This is a genomic window from Mucilaginibacter sp. KACC 22773 (genome assembly GCF_028736215.1).
Lineage (GTDB): Bacteria > Bacteroidota > Bacteroidia > Sphingobacteriales > Sphingobacteriaceae > Mucilaginibacter.
In genome coordinates this window covers 5,686,416-5,701,598 of the sequence record NZ_CP117883.1, presented here as the reverse complement: position 1 = coordinate 5,701,598, position 15,183 = coordinate 5,686,416, and the positions used below count along the sequence as shown (strand labels likewise).

The 15,183-nt window shown below is 44.4% G+C and carries 17 protein-coding genes; 9 read left to right on the top strand and 8 right to left on the bottom strand.

Translation table 11 applies throughout. The annotated features are described in order from the left end of the window. Complete coding sequence (locus PQ469_RS23565; protein WP_274209851.1) at nucleotides 1–819, top strand: DUF4249 domain-containing protein; 819 nt, start codon at nucleotides 1–3, stop codon at nucleotides 817–819. 432 nt (nucleotides 820–1,251) lie between these two features. Here PQ469_RS23565 and PQ469_RS23560 read toward each other — a convergent pair whose 3' ends face one another. Together PQ469_RS23560 and PQ469_RS23555 are read right to left on the bottom strand one after the other, a co-directional pair. Beyond that, complete coding sequence (locus PQ469_RS23560; protein WP_274209850.1) at nucleotides 1,252–2,265, bottom strand: LamG-like jellyroll fold domain-containing protein; 1,014 nt, start codon at nucleotides 2,263–2,265, stop codon at nucleotides 1,252–1,254. Nucleotides 2,266–2,615: 350 nt separating this feature from the next. After that, nucleotides 2,616–3,989, bottom strand: a complete 1,374-nt coding sequence (locus tag PQ469_RS23555; protein WP_274209849.1) for an alpha-L-fucosidase — start codon at nucleotides 3,987–3,989, stop codon at nucleotides 2,616–2,618. Nucleotides 3,990–4,100: 111 nt separating this feature from the next. Here PQ469_RS23555 and PQ469_RS23550 point away from each other — a divergent pair, with 111 nt between their 5' ends. The 6 genes from PQ469_RS23550 (at nucleotide 4,101) to PQ469_RS23525 (ending at nucleotide 8,029) form a co-directional block, all read left to right on the top strand. Continuing rightward, nucleotides 4,101–4,529: a hypothetical protein gene (locus tag PQ469_RS23550; protein WP_274209848.1), complete on the top strand. Its 429-nt coding sequence runs from the start codon at nucleotides 4,101–4,103 to the stop codon at nucleotides 4,527–4,529. Nucleotides 4,530–4,872: 343 nt separating this feature from the next. Then, the gene (locus PQ469_RS23545; RefSeq protein ID WP_274209847.1) at nucleotides 4,873–5,622 is read left to right on the top strand and encodes a cytochrome b/b6 domain-containing protein; all 750 of its coding nucleotides are present in this window, start codon (nucleotides 4,873–4,875) and stop codon (nucleotides 5,620–5,622) included. A gap of 2 nt (nucleotides 5,623–5,624) precedes the next feature. Next, complete coding sequence (locus tag PQ469_RS23540) at nucleotides 5,625–6,380, top strand: molybdopterin-dependent oxidoreductase (protein WP_274209846.1); 756 nt, start codon at nucleotides 5,625–5,627, stop codon at nucleotides 6,378–6,380. Nucleotides 6,381–6,658: 278 nt separating this feature from the next. Further along, the gene (locus tag PQ469_RS23535; RefSeq protein WP_274209845.1) at nucleotides 6,659–7,051 is read left to right on the top strand and encodes a DUF4267 domain-containing protein; all 393 of its coding nucleotides are present in this window, start codon (nucleotides 6,659–6,661) and stop codon (nucleotides 7,049–7,051) included. 14 nt (nucleotides 7,052–7,065) lie between these two features. Further along, entirely contained in the window at nucleotides 7,066–7,371 is a 306-nt protein-coding gene (locus tag PQ469_RS23530) for an NIPSNAP family protein (protein ID WP_274209844.1), read from the top strand. A gap of 73 nt (nucleotides 7,372–7,444) precedes the next feature. Continuing rightward, complete coding sequence (locus PQ469_RS23525) at nucleotides 7,445–8,029, top strand: Crp/Fnr family transcriptional regulator (RefSeq protein ID WP_274209843.1); 585 nt, start codon at nucleotides 7,445–7,447, stop codon at nucleotides 8,027–8,029. Nucleotides 8,030–8,087: 58 nt separating this feature from the next. Here the strand turns inward: PQ469_RS23525 and PQ469_RS23520 are convergent, their stop codons facing one another. The 5 genes from PQ469_RS23520 to PQ469_RS23500 all read right to left on the bottom strand — a co-directional run bounded on the left by PQ469_RS23520 (nucleotide 8,088) and on the right by PQ469_RS23500 (nucleotide 11,335). Next, on the bottom strand, nucleotides 8,088–8,519 hold the full coding sequence (locus tag PQ469_RS23520) for a hypothetical protein (RefSeq protein ID WP_274209842.1): 432 nt from the start codon (nucleotides 8,517–8,519) through the stop codon (nucleotides 8,088–8,090). A 161-nt stretch (nucleotides 8,520–8,680) separates the two neighbouring features. After that, nucleotides 8,681–9,283 (bottom strand): hypothetical protein, encoded by a 603-nt coding sequence (locus tag PQ469_RS23515; RefSeq protein ID WP_274209841.1) that lies wholly within the window; start codon nucleotides 9,281–9,283, stop codon nucleotides 8,681–8,683. Between the two features lie 491 nt (nucleotides 9,284–9,774). After that, a complete protein-coding gene (locus tag PQ469_RS23510) occupies nucleotides 9,775–10,113 on the bottom strand; it encodes a hypothetical protein (RefSeq protein WP_274209840.1) in 339 nt (112 codons plus the stop codon). Between the two features lie 118 nt (nucleotides 10,114–10,231). Further along, the gene (locus tag PQ469_RS23505) at nucleotides 10,232–10,897 is read right to left on the bottom strand and encodes a hypothetical protein (RefSeq protein WP_274209839.1); all 666 of its coding nucleotides are present in this window, start codon (nucleotides 10,895–10,897) and stop codon (nucleotides 10,232–10,234) included. Between the two features lie 48 nt (nucleotides 10,898–10,945). Further along, nucleotides 10,946–11,335, bottom strand: a complete 390-nt coding sequence (locus PQ469_RS23500; protein ID WP_274209838.1) for a RidA family protein — start codon at nucleotides 11,333–11,335, stop codon at nucleotides 10,946–10,948. A 187-nt stretch (nucleotides 11,336–11,522) separates the two neighbouring features. Here PQ469_RS23500 and PQ469_RS23495 point away from each other — a divergent pair, with 187 nt between their 5' ends. After that, the gene (locus PQ469_RS23495) at nucleotides 11,523–11,678 is read left to right on the top strand and encodes a hypothetical protein (protein ID WP_274209837.1); all 156 of its coding nucleotides are present in this window, start codon (nucleotides 11,523–11,525) and stop codon (nucleotides 11,676–11,678) included. Between the two features lie 142 nt (nucleotides 11,679–11,820). Here PQ469_RS23495 and PQ469_RS23490 read toward each other — a convergent pair whose 3' ends face one another. Further along, a complete protein-coding gene (locus PQ469_RS23490; RefSeq protein ID WP_274209836.1) occupies nucleotides 11,821–14,409 on the bottom strand; it encodes a ligase-associated DNA damage response DEXH box helicase in 2,589 nt (862 codons plus the stop codon). A gap of 88 nt (nucleotides 14,410–14,497) precedes the next feature. Between PQ469_RS23490 and PQ469_RS23485 the strand changes: the two genes are divergently transcribed. Then, nucleotides 14,498–15,166, top strand: a complete 669-nt coding sequence (locus tag PQ469_RS23485; RefSeq protein ID WP_274209835.1) for a hypothetical protein — start codon at nucleotides 14,498–14,500, stop codon at nucleotides 15,164–15,166. Nucleotides 15,167–15,183 lie beyond the last annotated feature (17 nt).

The window sequence follows — 15,183 nt, the reverse complement described above, 5'->3', positions numbered from 1 at the left end:
ATGCACAGTACCATAAAATATATGATACCCGCCCTGTTTGCCATAGCGTTATGCTCGTGCGAAAAGGCCATTAACCTGACACTGAAAGATACCACGCCCCAATATGTTGTTGAAGGTGTACTTACCAACGAAACCGGCGGATGCAAGGTAACGCTAAGCCAAACCAAAAACTTTACCGATAATAACGATATAGTAGGTATTGATGGCGCACAGGTAACCATAACCGACGATAATACCGTTTATCCGCTTACCGCATCGGGTGGCGGCATTTATAAAAACAGCACCCTGAAAGGGGCCTATGGCCATATTTACAAACTGAATGTGCTTGTTGCCGGCAAAACATTCGCATCAACCTGCGCCATGCCCGCATTGGTACCACTGGATAGTATTTACCTGGTAAAAAGCGATTTTGGTAACAATAAGGATGGCTCCATACGTAAATATGTAACCGTGAAATACCATGATCCTGTGGCTAACAAAAACTACTACCGTTTTGTGCAATATGTAAACAATCGCAAAGAAGAATCGGTACTGCTGGATAACGATGAATTTACCAACGGCCAGGAAGTAAACACCCGCCTTAATTTCGACAACAATAATGACGACCCGGCCCGCGACATCCGCCCGGGTAACCAGGTTACCATCGAGATGCAAAGCATCGACCCGGCCGTGTATAAATACTTTTTCAGCCTTACAGCCGGCGCCACCGGCGATGGCAATAACGCCGCCCCGGCCAACCCGCTTAGCAACGTTACCGGCGGCGCGTTAGGCTATTTCAGCGTGCACCCAATTTCAAGGAAAACCCTAACCGCGCCGTAATGGGGGCGCGGGGTGGTGGCGGGATCAAAAATATTGATGTTTAGCACTGCCAAAACACCCCGACAAACCATCCACAACATTTTTTTGACTTTTGAATTTTTACTTTTGACTTAACAGAGCGTTCCCGCCGCTGATAGAAGCGGCGGTCAGGCTTTCTGTTCATACTACACAGGCCTTAACCACCTGGCCGGTATCCACGCCAATCCTTAACGCGAACTGCGGGTGTACAAAGACACCCGGATGAAATTAAACATCCGGGTGTTGTATATTTATTACTTAGCAAGATTCTTGCCGTAGCCGGATGAAATCCTGTAGTTACAAACTAAAAGCATAGCCGCTCGATGGCAGAGAAATTGAACAGCACGGAAAAGGCTTACGGTCACAGGGGGCATTTTTACGAAGTCACTTTCTTTATTTGGCTAAACGAATAATTTAATATGTCAGGTTGTATAGCTTTTTTATTTCATTCAATGTAAGAGCCCTTTTATAGATTCGAATTTCGTCTAAAGCTCCCTGTACATAATAGCCGTTAGTTGGTACTTCTGGATTGTCCTTGCCGATATACAAGTCAGTTGTTATGTTGGCATTAGGAGAAGGCAGGCCGTAAGTGACATTGTCTAACACACCATCCACATATATGCTTATTTGTTGTTTTGTTAAATTATACACGGTAGTAACCATGTGCCATTGGTTTAAACCAATAATGGCTGTACCCCTGGCAAATGCGCTTCCGCCGCCCGGGCCATATGTAACGATGCCTTGAGTGGCTATTGAATAGCCCGTTATGCCCCAGGCCCATCCATTGTCAACTCCGGAAATACGTTTAGATAATAAATTGACACCATAAGAAGCATTATAAACATCTAATTTGACCCAGCTATTTAAGGTAATATCGGTATTGTTCAATCTAAGCGACTGATTATCTTTTACCTTGATGTAACTTGTTGTGCCATTAAAATAATAAGCGCTATTTGCTGTTCCAAACCGGTTTGGGACCGAACTAATATTGTAAACCATCCCATGGTTGGCATTGCCGGATGAGTCAACACCACTGTTATTAAAAGCAAAGTATGCAAGCAAGCCCACTTTTAAGCTATCTATAATGGTTTTTGGAACTACATTCACAAGGCATGTTACAGATATGGTTTGTTTATCATTGGTAGCTTTAACAATGGCAATTCCCGCTTTTATCGCAACAATTTTGCCCTTGTTAGTCACCGTTAAAACAGTAGTATCCGACGACGATAAACGAAGCAGCGATTGATCATAATCTGTAGGTGTAACCGCTAAATTAAGTTGATAAGTTTGTCCTGCAACAAGAGTCAGGGTATCCCGGCCGAGGCTTATAGTTTTTAATTCAACCGGCACGGGATCGTGTTTTTTCGAACACGCATTAAACAGTGCAATAGCAATTAACGCAATTAAAAGTGGGAAGTATTTTTTCACGATAAGGTTTGGTAAATAATAAATTAACAACTTTATTTCTATCCAAATATCAGAATAATTTGTCGCAAAACACATAATTCAAAAACAAAAAGGTTGCCCACGCTGCAGCAAGCCTCCTGGCTTGTGCGCCCACATGCCAGGTACATGCCATGCCTTTAGGACAATCGACAATATAGGTTGTTAACCTTAGCGCTTTTGTATTATTCTTTTGCCCTGTTTAAAACGCCACCCCCCGGATGAAACTTACATCCGGGAGTTGCATATTTATTACTTAGCAAGGCGTTTAACCTCTCAACGGGCGCACAAGCCTGGAGACGGCAGCGAAAAATGCTTGCGGGAGCTGGTGGCTGTTATCTGTCTTTTGTTTTTAATACCAGGGTGGTTACCAGTGAATCTAATTGCATTGTAGCCAGGTCAAGGGTGATGCCTGTCGCGTCCTGTTGAAATTTAACTTGTTCACCATGCAGAACCGTACACGCTGTAATAATCTGCCTGGTTGGTGGTAATTTAATAACAGCAGTTCCCTCCGGAATTTTCAGCAGGTGGATATATATTTTATTACCTCTGTACGTAGCTCCATAAAAATCATCAACGGGTTGAAACGGCCCCGGACGCGTTTGATATATACCTTCGCCATTTTTGGCTAACCACTGCCCCACTTCTTTCAGACGCTCCACATGAGTACGAGGAATGACACCATCCGGGTCTGGTCCAACATTTAATAACATATTTCCCCCGCGGTCAACCGTATTAACAAGCATATCTATAATCTGTTTCAAGGGCATCAGTTGCTGAGCTCTATTATACCCCCAGCTTGTTGAATTGAGGTTGAGGCATTTTTCCCATGGAAAAGGAATAATCGGCCCTTTAACATCCGCGCCGCCTTCGTCGGTCTGGAAATCTCCAACCATTCCCGATCTTGGGTTAATAACCACATCCGGGTTATAGCTACGTACCATTGCATTAAGTTTTAAGGGTTCCCAAAACCAGGCTGCATCCGCATCGCTACCCTTATGTGCCAACCAGCCGCCATCGTACCACAAAATATCTATTTTGCCATAATTTTTCATTAACTCTTCTACCTGCCCATAGGTTTGTTTCTTAAGCAGCGCGGCATTGTCAGGAAGTCCCTTAGGGTCGAAATAACCAGGAAAGCGCCAATCCAGCGGCGAGTAATAGATCCCTACATGGAGGCCCGCCTTACGGCATGCATCGGTGTACTCTTTTACAAAATCGCGGTGAGCGGCAGTTTCCCAACTATCAAAATGCCGGTAACTCGACGGGCTGTTCCAAAGCGCAAAACCATCATGGTGCCTGGAAACCATTACCATATATTTCATTCCGGCTTCTTTGGCTACCCTTGCCCATTCCGCAGCGCTGAAGTGTTTCGGATCAAACTGACCGGCAAGTCTGGCATATTCCTCAGCCGGTATTTTTTGATTAAACATGGTCCATTCGCCTGTGGCCGGAATTGCATATAAGCCCCAATGTATGAACATTCCAAATTTCTGATCTTCCCACCATTGCATCTTTTCGGGCGGAAGATTGGAACCCGGACCGGATACGCCTTGCCCTGCACCCTTTAATGCAGTGTAGATCGTTCCTTTCTCCATTGATTTTTTTTCTGCGTCGCCCATCTGCTGGCTCTTTACGGCAAAAGAATGGCTCAATAGTATTAACAACAGGCCGGTCACCTTAATCGTTATTTTTCGTTTGTATATCATTTTGGTTTCAAAATTTGAACTATTTAAATAATTGGCCAACGCTGCCATCTTTTTCGCCTATTTATAGTTGAACTGGTTGACTTAGCGTTAAAAATTGTCATATAAACTCCGATGAAAAATTTAGGCGCATGGCGTGGTTGTGAAAACACTGAGCTGGCTGGTATCCATAAAAACCTTGCACAATTAATACAGGCTTCGTTTCAATACCGGTCGCGGCTGTTTTTAAAGTGTGGTCTATTTATCGGTTGGCTTATAAAGGCTTTTGCAAATAACTCATATGTTGGTCAGCCGGGCTATTTGATTAAAACAAAACTATATAAAGTCTCCCATGCTGAATTATTCCAAACAGACTTTATTTTATACAAAACCGACTTTCAAGCTACTGCACATTTTCCCTTGAGAGAATATAGCATGTCTGTTTTATTTCTTTTTCAGCCTTGTCACAAAACCAGCCCCACGCTACCGCAAGTGTCCTCACTTGTGGCCCGCGTGCTAAGTACACGCCATGCTTTTAGGACAATCAAGAATGTTTGTTGTTAACCTTAATGCTTTCGTATTACTCTTATGCCCCGTTTAAAAATACAAAAACTCCCGGATGAAATTAAACATCCCGGAGTTGCATATGTATTATTTAGCATAGCGTTTACTATCAGCGGGCACACAAGCCTGGAGGCAGCGAAGGCGATCAGTTTAGTGTTAACCATGATAAAACATAAAACATTTATTATCAAATATTTATAATAAATATATTTGAAATGTGTTAAGTTATGTTAACCCAATTATATGCATTTACCCTGCGGCAAAGCCCTGGCTTCTTGATATTTTCAACCAATACCTTTATATTTATTCTGTTTATATAAACGTAGTTATCACCGCCGCAGGAATGAACTTATCGCAAAGCTCTAAAACCGAAGTTGTACAACACAAACGCTGGGTTAAAGGCGCGCACTTTATTATCACCCTAAGTTTTTTGGCGCTTACGGTTAGTGGTTTTGTTATCCTGATGTCGCACCCCAGGCTTTACTGGGGCAAGGCAGGTAACGACCTGACCCCGGCACTGTTTGAACTGCCGATAAGCCGCAACTACCACCATGGCGGCTGGGATAAAAGCGTACGGTTTAAGCACGTAACCGGCCAACAGATAAGTGCGGCCCGCACTTACGATATTTTTAATGAAAATGGCTGGGGGCGTAGCACGCACTTTTTGGCTGCATGGTTCATGGTATTAACCGGCATCATCTATTTTATAGCAGGGCTTTACAGCGGGCATTTTTGGCATAACCTGGTGCCGCGCCGCCGCGAATTTGGTTTAAAGCTACTTTGGCGCGATGTTGCCGCACATTTGCGCAGGCACATGCAATACACGGGCAAATATGGGCTACTGCAAAAGATCACCTATCTATCAGTTATCTTTTTACTGTTCCCGGTGGTTATTTTAACCGGCTTTGCCATGTCGCCGGCTATTACCGCGTCGTATCCATTTTTGCTGAAAATATTCTTCGGCCATCAATCGGCGCGCACTATCCACTTTTTTGCGGCGGTTTTACTTTTGCTGTTTTTGCTGGTACATGTGGTTATGGTGATCAGGTCGGGCTTTAAACGAAATATTTGGGCAATAACTTTTGGCAGGTAGCTATGAAAAGAAAACTACTGATGAACCGCCGCCAGGCTATTTTAACAGGACTTACCTCTGCTGGTGCGCTTTTGCTTTCGGGCTGCCTTAAAAAAGCACCGCCCACCTACGGCAATATTTTGCGGATGGGCGACGATTTAACCTACATTGCCCAGCGCGGCCTGCTTTCGCAGCGGGCCCTGGCTATGGAGTATCAAAAAAACGAGATAACCAGCTTCCCGGTAACCGATATTGGCGACCCTGCCGATCCGGCGAGCAAAAAAGCCTACAGCAAAGCTTATCAGCAACTGCAACTTGATAACTTTAAAGATTTTACGCTTGTTATAGAAGGCTGCGTGGCCACACCGCGTAAGTATTCAATAGATGAGCTCAAAAAACTGGGTGCGCGAACCCAAATAACCCGGCACACCTGCGAGGAAGGCTGGAGCGCCATTGCCGAATGGACAGGCGTACCGCTAAGCGCCCTACTAAAAGATGCCGGCATTTTAAAAACCGCACGTTATGTAGCCCTATACGGCTTCGACAACTATGCCGAAAGCATTGATATGCTTGATGCATTTCATCCGCAAACCATACTGGCCCATACCATGAACGGCGAAGACCTACCTGCGCGTAACGGCGCGCCCTTACGCCTGAGGGTAGAAACGCAGCTGGGCTACAAAAACGTTAAATTTTTGCAGCGCATTGTGGTGACTGATAAATTTACTGATCCGGGGCCCGATATTACTTCAGGATGGTCGTGGTATACCGGCATCTGATTTTGGGGGCTTTGGTTTATATCTGGCTATTGATAGACGCCTATGACCGGCTCTGCCACCACCATGGCAAGACAATGCGCAAGTTTTCCGCTGACTCAGCCTGGGGGCGGTGTGATAACACCGAACACAGGCTGAAAATCGCATTTCTAATCATGACAACACTTTTTCCTGATTCGGTTATTTCAAAATACGGCAGCACGATCAATTTGTTAACCCAGGTGCATGAATGCCGGCTTTGGCGGGCATAATTTTGTGTCATTATTTAGAAACAAACAATCATGACAACAAAAATCTCTTATGCAATCGCATTTTTACTGGGCCTGGGAATGGTATTCCTCGGAGCCCGCTTTTTTTTCTCTCCCGAAGTAGCAACAGCCGCTTTCGGCATCCGCTTTAACGCCAATGGCGATTACGCCTTTCATCACATTAAAGGTATCAGGGATATATTTTCCGGGATCCTGTTATGCGCATTGGTCCTGATGAAGGAGCGCCGTGCCCTTGGCGTAATGCTATTTGTAGCCACGATCATCCCGGTATCAGATATGCTGACTGTACTTAGTAAAAGCTATACCGGTTTGCAGCAAGCGATGCCACATATTGTAGCAACCATCATTTGTTCGGTTGTTGGCATCCTGTTATTTACGGCAAAACCTCAAACAAAATCACTATAAACAGTAAAAACAACATGGAACAATTAAGAATTTATACGCTTGCTGATAAAGAAACAGCTGCTCAGTACTTTACAGCAAATTGGGCCAGGCACAGGATAAACCTTCCGAAGTTTGGCTTCGCTGTCAAAGGTGTTTGGATCGGCAATACCCCCGGCATCGCTAACCAGGTTATCGCCCTCGTATCTTTTCCAGACGATGCCGATGTGAATGAAATGACCGAACGCTATTTGAAAAGCCCGGAGTTTGCCGCCGATACGGCAGACTTTGACAGAAACAAAATTACCAACGTAGAAACCAAAATTTTAAGGGCTGCAAGCTAACCGGTTTTGCCGCACCAGGATTGCTACACAACTTGTTAGCAGGTTGTGTACTTTTGGTTTTGATACAGTTCAAATGATGATGATAGACAGCTTACTAACCAGCATACAAAAGGTGATTACGCTCAGCCCCGAAGAGATAGATACCGTGACCTCTTTGTTTAAGGAAAAAACCTATAAAAAGGGCGACTATTTTTTAGAAGAAGGACGGATTTGCAAACAAGTAGGATTTGTGGCGAAGGGATTAATGCGGTTTTATATTAACCATGACGGAGAAGAAAAAACATATGATTTCTCGCAGGAAAATGAATTTGTATGTAATTATGAAAGTTTTCTTCCCCAGGCCCCTTCTTCAAAAAACATTCAGGCTTTAGAGGACAGTATTGTATTTGTGATCTCGCATGCTGACCTTCAACTATTTTATGCAAATGTTCGTGGCGGGGAACGTTTTGGCAGGATAGCCATCGAAGCAGTTTTTGTCAAAATGCTGCAGGATATCAGTTCATTATATGCAGAAACACCTGAACTTCGTTACGAGCGTTTTTTGAAAAATCATGCCGATCTGCAGCAAAGGATCTCCCAGTACCATATCGCCTCATTTGTTGGGGTTAAACCGCAATCACTCAGCCGTATCCGCAAAAGGATTTTTACACAATTCTGATTAGTTAAGCCAGGAATTTATTGTTTAGAGACACACAAATTTCTGATAGCAACGGTTGTCATTTTCCTTTTATGATAGATTTAAATTCGGCCAAATTATCTGGCGGCATAACGTTATAGCAAAACATAATTAACGATGATTTAAAATCGTTTTTTAGCATCTGTTCATATTTCGACTCAAACTGTTCATGAACCCCGAGGCCTAAAAACAACGATCCGTCTTCGTTAAAAAACATCATCGCGAAGGGCGCTTCACTATTTTCCTCATTTTCAAAATAAAAACAGAATCTGCTCTTTTCCTTTTGCAAAATATATGATAACATTAATTTATAATCGTCCGTTTCAAATTCGATTTCACCTCTGAAACGTGGGTATTCGTAGTAACCGTTAGTCTCCTTAAAGCCTTTTAAGTAGTTTTGGGTGAATGTCTCTATACTTTCGTTTCTTTTGGGAAATTCAATAGCTACATATATATCTTCGATATCTTCCATCTTATTAGTTTTTGATCTTCAGCTAATGTAAGTACCGTCAGTTCAGACTGTGATCGCGTCATCACTGTTCGTTTAGCTCACAGAAACGCCGTATTATATAGTTCTGGCACTGAAATATACGTAAAATACAACTTGGCTGGTGCAATGATAACACCGACCGCTCAATCTGCCCTCACCGTTTTTTCACCCAGCTTGCTAATTGTCAAAGTAAAACCCCTGCCAACATCCGTTAAGGGTACCGATATGCTGTACTGTATATTAAGGCCGTCCGGGTCAAATTCGACGTTCGGGAATAACAATACACCATACTTTTTTAAGCTATCGCCCAGTAAGCTTAAAAAATCATCCTTTTTGATAAATCCTTTAAATATCAGCTTACTGTTCCGCTTTACCTGCAATGCGGTTATAAAGTTATGCGCTTTAAACTTTTTGAGGCCGTACATGCGTAAGTACCGGGGCGGCAGGTTTATTTTACCATCATAAGTACAATAGTGCCTTAATTTAACTTTCAGGGTATCACCCTGTTTCAATACAAACAGGGTATCCACCTTGGTAATTTCATGATGGCGTTTGAGCTCATCGTGCAAGATGCTTTTTAGCGTGGGTGTGTGGGCATCTTCAAGCCGCGGTTTTAGCTTTGGCTTACGGGAGGTATCGGTTTTTGTGATGCCCAAAATACGTCCAACGCTTTTTGTAGCTACAACATGGTAGCCCGGCGAAAGCAGGGATAGCACCATGATGAATAGAATGGCTTTATTTTTCAACGTTATATATAGGTGGTTGTTAATATTTATTTCAGTTGCTCACCGTTTCCCACAAGGTTTTTTTTAAACAAAATTTCAGCAATAGGGATAGAAGCGGGTACCGGCCTGCGCCTAAAGCCTTGTGCGCGTATGAGCGGATAGCCCGGGCCGCAGGCATTGCCCTGTTTAACTTTATTGATTGAGTTTGTCGTCATCAAATACCTCTTTCAAACTTTTGTTCAGCGGCACAATTTCAAACGGATCGTGGGTAATTGTATAAATCACTTTATCGGTGCCAATGCCGATGAAATCGCCGTCTTTCAGGTCTTTAATGTGGTAATAGGTGTTTCCGTTTAAAACTACTTCGTATACTTCGCTGGGGTTAATTTCCTTAATATCATCGGCGTTTAACAGGGTGGCCAGTTTATCAAAATCGTCATTTTCCAGGTAAACTTTGGCATAGGCCCTTACATCAACGCTATTTAAATCGATAACCGACTGATCGAACTCTTTTAACGAATAGCCGCAGATGACGCCGGCAACAACCCAAATTGTATAGTCAAACTTTTTTTATCGATGTTGGATACTTTGATATTGCGGATCATGTAATCCTGCATGCGCCGGTTTTCAAAATCCCGGTAGATATCCGGGGCGAAGCTGAATGATATATAATCAGGATCGTTTGTGCTGCGGCCTGTAGAAGCTACTGTAAACAGCGGGTATTCAAGCTGCTGTTTCAGGTGCGCAAACTCACCCGGCAACTGGTTTAGGGCATTGTACATGATGCACATTTCCCAGTCGGTTATCGGCCAGGTCTTTCGTTTTTTATTCTTTTTAAACAATCCAAACATTTGTGCTGCAAATTATAGAGTGAACTAACTTTAGTTACAAACTACAAGCATCGCCATCAGTAATCAGAGACATTCGAACAGCTATAGACTACGGACAACCGGGGTTCCTGAGCTATTACTATTTCTCTATTTTACTTTTTAAATCTGCTACAATCTTATTAAAGCTATCCTCATATTGTTCCGCACTCAAACTATTAGGCCATTTATTTTTTAATTTTAAAAACAAATCATCAATGGAAGCAACGACATCATCAAAATTATCTGGAAAAAGCAGCCACCCTATTATCAGAGCAGTTAAATAATTATCGTAATTGGGGGCTATTTGCTCATTAAGATATTCATTCGAGTCTGTAAAAAGTTGATAGATATTTTTAAGTTCATTATAGCGTTCAATAAGAAGAATTAGTTGGACATCTAAAAAGGGGATTATCTTCCCAATGATAATTGAATCTAATTCTTTTTCATTGGTATATCTAAAAGACGTAAATTCATTTTTCACTAACCCTGTTAGTGAAAAGACTATTGTTGGTAAATTTTTTCCGTCGGAAGGATTTATGTCCACATACCGAATAAATAATTCCTGAACCTTATTTTTCCTAAGTTCAAACCCCAAATTCATATTGTAGGTCATGGCGAAATCATAAAATGAAAAATCAATCTTTACCCATCCGTTATCAATTTTCTTAACGAAACCAGATTTTGATTTTCTATAAACAAAACCATACTTTAAAAAGTAAGGTTCAACCTTAGGAATAATATAATCTAAAAAATCTTTTTTATTCATTGAGCTATTGCGTTTATTTCGATTATAACGTGATGTGCTGCAATTCCCTTACACCAGCGCCACACACTCCACCGAAATAAGAATACCACCCGGAAAAGGCATCACCTGCGGGGCGCTGCGTGCCGGCGGGTTTTCGGGGAAGAACTCGGCATAAATTTTATTGATGGCTGCAAAGGTTGGGTCCTGGCCGCTAACCATCCAGATGGTGGTTTTTACGATGTTATCCATATTGCTGCCTGCTTCCTGCAATATGGTTTGGATGTTTGCAAAAGCCTGTCGGGCCTGCCCTTCAAAAGTATCGTCGATCAATTTGCCGGTCTCGGGATTTAGCCCCGCCATGCCCGAAACGTATATTAAACCGCCTGCTATTACGGCCTGTGGGATAAAGGTGTTTAAACGCGGTATTTTACCGGTATTGAAGCTAATTTTTGAGGCCATGGCGATAGGTTTTTGGGATGATTTACTGCTCTATAAATATAAAAATAAGCACTGATATATCTTGCAGGTGTGATCAAATTGTCGTTAAACGAATATTTGATCACAAGTCACCATTTTCGCCACCGCCTACGCAATACTTCCGCCCAATCCGAAGTTTTGCCCTGGTTAAAAATATTAACCATTGGTAGTGTACCACCCCGTACCAGGGCGTACCACCATGTACCAGGGCGTGTTACCCTGTTTCACCTCGTACCGGTACACACACTTGCAATTAAATCCATTCGCCAACGTTGCCACGCTGGCTAAATATTACGGTACCAGGCGATCAACCGGAACTAATTAAAAAAATAAAAGGCGCTTTAATGTCTGTAACTTCAAATAACGCTTGATGTTCAATTAGTTAACCTTATTAACAGGTGTAACACAGTATATAAAGGTGCAAAAGATGCTTGTAAAGTGCTGGTATTGCAGGCGGGAACAGCCACCTAAAACCCCTTCTTCCGGGTGATGCCAGGCTTGCGGTTTTTGCGGGTTTCGTCCACTTCGCCAACGCCTTCTGCGCCGTAGCGGCGGGCCATTTTGGCAATACGTTCTTCCATAGTTTCGGTAGTCAGTTTTTCACGGCCAAGGCTGTCAACCATTATCGGGAAGGCAAATGGCGTAGGCCGCTCAATGGTTTTCAGGATGATGGTTTGGGTGGCTATCCGTTGTAAAGCTGCACGCAGCCTAAACTCCTCCAGCTGGAAAGCCAAAGCCTCGTTATATGCCTGGCGCACCAGCAGGTTATCCGGCTCGTACTCGGTAAACACCTCGAACAATAAGGAGGTTGATGCCTGCAAATGCTTATTCTTCACCTGCTGCCCGGGATAACCGGTAAACACCAGCCCCCCAATATGGGCTATATCCCTGAACCGCCTGCGGGCCATTTCATTGGCGTTCAGGCTATGCTGGATGTCATCAATGAGGTTATCTATCGAAAAAAAGCTGACGTCTTCCAGCACGTCCTCAATGGGTACGTCCTCGTCGGTAAGCAGTTCGAAACCATAATCGTTCATGGCGATGCTGAAACTGGCATTCCTGATTTTACTGATCCTGAAGGCCAGCAATGACGCCATCCCCTCGTGTACCAGCCGCCCTTCAAAGGGATAAAACAACAGGTGGTGCCCTTCGCGGGATTTAAACGACTCGATCAAAAACTCGTGGCTCTGGGGCAGGTGCGATAATTCCTGCTGCAACTTGAATAAAGGTTTCAGGGCGATGACTTCAACATCTTTTTCGATACCATGCGCCACCTCGTCCAGCTTATCCCTGAATACGGCAGCCAGTTGTGACGACAGAGGCATGCGCCCGCCATTCCAGCTCGGTATTAAACCCTTAGTGGAGTTTGATTTTTTGACAAAGGCCGCCATTTCCTTTACCCGGATAAACTCCAGGCTACGGCCTGCAAACCAGAAGGTATTGCCTGGCTTAAGCTTGGATACGAAGGATTCTTCGATGGTGCCCAGGCTGCCGCCGCTCAGCCATTTTACCCGGATGCTCAGTTCGCTGGTTATGGTGCCTATACTCAGGCGGTGCCGCATGGCCACCCGGCGGCTGTTTACTTTGTACAGGCCGTTCTCTATTTCTACCTTTAAAAATTCATCGTATTGCGCCAGTGTTTTGCCGCCGGTGGTTATAAACTCCAGCAGCTGGCCAAATTCGTTGCGGGTGAGGTCGGCAAAGGCGTAGGTACCCTTTACCTCGTTAAACAGCTCATCGGCCCTAAAACCGTCGGATACGGCCAATGTAACCATGTATTGGATGAGCACATCCATGGTAAGCAGCATAGGGTCGCGGCTTTCAAATATGCCGCGTTTAATGGCGGCTTTAAGCGCGGCCCCTTCCAGCAATTCCAACGAGTGCGTGGGCACAAAATACGCCCGTGATACCGCACCCGGATGGTGGCCGCTTCGCCCGGCGCGCTGCATAAAACGGGCAACACCTTTGGGGCTGCCCACCTGTATTACGCAATCAACCGGCCTAAAATCGACGCCAAGATCGAGGCTGGATGTGCACACTACGAGTTTCAGGGCCTCGGCATGCAGGGCCTGTTCTACCCAGTTGCGCAGCTCGTTATCTAACGAGCCATGGTGCATGGCCATAATGCCGGCATACTCCGGGTAATTATCTAAAATAGCATGGTACCAGATCTCGGATTGCGACCGCGTGTTGGTGAATATCAGCGTGGTTTTGCTTTTGGCCACAATCTCCATCACTTGCGGCAGCAACTTTAAACCAATATGGCCTGCCCATGAGTAATTCTCCACATTATCGGGGATGATGGACTGGATATCCAACTTCTTCTCCAGGTTGGCCCGCACCATCCTGATCTGATCTGCCGGGAAGTCATTGCCCAGCAAAACTTCGGCCGCCTGCTCCAGGTTACCTATGGTTGCGCTGATGCCCCAGATTTTGAGTCTTAAGTTCTGAGCCATAAGTCCTAAGTCTTTTTCGGGGACCTGACTCAAGACTTCAGACTTCGGACTTAAGACTTTCAACTTAGACAATCCCAGCTCCACCTGCACACCGCGTTTGGTGCCCAGGAGTTCGTGCCACTCGTCAATAACTACCACCTGCAGGTTGTTGAACAATTTGGGGTAGTCTTTTTGGGCCAGCATCAGGTGCAGGCTTTCGGGGGTGGTAAGCAGCACCTCGGGCAATTTTCGTTTCAGTGCGGCTTTTTCTGCCGCAGATGTGTCACCTGTGCGGGTGGCTATGTGCCAGGGCAGGCCCATTTCGTCGCAGGCTTCCTGCATGGCTTTGCGAATATCGTTGGTGAGTGCACGCAATGGGGTAATCCATAGCATGAGCAAGCCGTTGTTTTTTTGCGTGGTGTAAGTATCCGGGTGCTTGTTAATAAAATCGACCAGGAAGGGCAAAAACAAGGCAAAGGTTTTACCGCTCCCCGTAGGTGCGTTAAGTAAGCCGGAGTAGCCCCCCAGGTAGGCCGCTTCCATTTCCTGCTGAAAGGGGAACTGTTGCCAGTTTTTTTGCTTGTACCAATGCTGTATAACCTGCCGGCCTTTTGTACTCATCTTTTGCCTAACAATTTAATTTGCGTTTAGTTAGCCAGTGCAACAAATACGCGCCAACAAATTAGTGATAAATCCTGTTAGCTATAGTATGATAAAAAATAGCCTGATCATATTGCTGGCAACAGGCCTGTTATCCTGTAACCAGCCAGCCCAAAAACAACCAACTGCCGATACCGCTAAAACGGGCGCAGTTGATACTACGCTCACCGATAAATCTATTGTCGATGATTCTGTAGCCGATAAGCTGATATCGTCAGATACCTCAACTATGAGTACCGTTGCTACCGACCGACTTATTTTGCCGGGGAAAGGAGTAGGCCATATCCTGATTGACCAGGACCTGGAGCTGGCCTTAAAGCAACTAGGCAAGCCCGATAGTTCGGATGCAGCCATGGGCAGCTCATTAATGGTATGGTTTGCCAAACACGATACCAAAGGCTACCGCACCAGCATTTATTCGCACCGTAACATGGGCGGCAAAGATGAATCTATCAGCCGTGTCCAAAAAATACTGGTAACATCACCGTGGTTTAAAACTGCCGGTCATTTGGGTGTTGGTGCCGCTTTAGAAGCTGTTAAAAAAGACTTTTCGTTAAAACCTGTTACCAGGTATAAGGCCAACGGCCACAATGTACAGGTTTACACCGATGCAGATAAGGGAATATCCTTCGAAGTAGACGACGTTACTAAAAAATGTGTAGCCGTTGTGGTGCACAAAGCACATGAGGCGGCTTCTGCTTATATCAATATGCATTAGCTAACCAAACTTGCGAA

Bases quoted from the DNA above. Each gene is read 5' to 3' on its own strand.
- PQ469_RS23525 (WP_274209843.1), top strand. From the start codon at position 7,445: ATGATGATGATAGACAGCTTACTAACCAGCATACAAAAGGTGATTACG.
- PQ469_RS23565 (WP_274209851.1), top strand. From the start codon at position 1: ATGCACAGTACCATAAAATATATGATACCCGCCCTGTTTGCCATAGCG.
- PQ469_RS23540 (WP_274209846.1), top strand. From the start codon at position 5,625: ATGAAAAGAAAACTACTGATGAACCGCCGCCAGGCTATTTTAACAGGA.
- PQ469_RS23500 (WP_274209838.1), bottom strand. From the start codon at position 11,335: ATGGCCTCAAAAATTAGCTTCAATACCGGTAAAATACCGCGTTTAAAC.
- PQ469_RS23545 (WP_274209847.1), top strand. From the start codon at position 4,873: ATGAACTTATCGCAAAGCTCTAAAACCGAAGTTGTACAACACAAACGC.
- PQ469_RS23520 (WP_274209842.1), bottom strand. From the start codon at position 8,519: ATGGAAGATATCGAAGATATATATGTAGCTATTGAATTTCCCAAAAGA.
- PQ469_RS23550 (WP_274209848.1), top strand. From the start codon at position 4,101: ATGAAAAATTTAGGCGCATGGCGTGGTTGTGAAAACACTGAGCTGGCT.
- PQ469_RS23530 (WP_274209844.1), top strand. From the start codon at position 7,066: ATGGAACAATTAAGAATTTATACGCTTGCTGATAAAGAAACAGCTGCT.
- PQ469_RS23490 (WP_274209836.1), bottom strand. From the start codon at position 14,409: ATGAGTACAAAAGGCCGGCAGGTTATACAGCATTGGTACAAGCAAAAA.
- PQ469_RS23505 (WP_274209839.1), bottom strand. From the start codon at position 10,897: ATGAATAAAAAAGATTTTTTAGATTATATTATTCCTAAGGTTGAACCT.
- PQ469_RS23555 (WP_274209849.1), bottom strand. From the start codon at position 3,989: ATGATATACAAACGAAAAATAACGATTAAGGTGACCGGCCTGTTGTTA.
- PQ469_RS23485 (WP_274209835.1), top strand. From the start codon at position 14,498: ATGATAAAAAATAGCCTGATCATATTGCTGGCAACAGGCCTGTTATCC.
- PQ469_RS23535 (WP_274209845.1), top strand. From the start codon at position 6,659: ATGACAACAAAAATCTCTTATGCAATCGCATTTTTACTGGGCCTGGGA.
- PQ469_RS23510 (WP_274209840.1), bottom strand. From the start codon at position 10,113: ATGTTTGGATTGTTTAAAAAGAATAAAAAACGAAAGACCTGGCCGATA.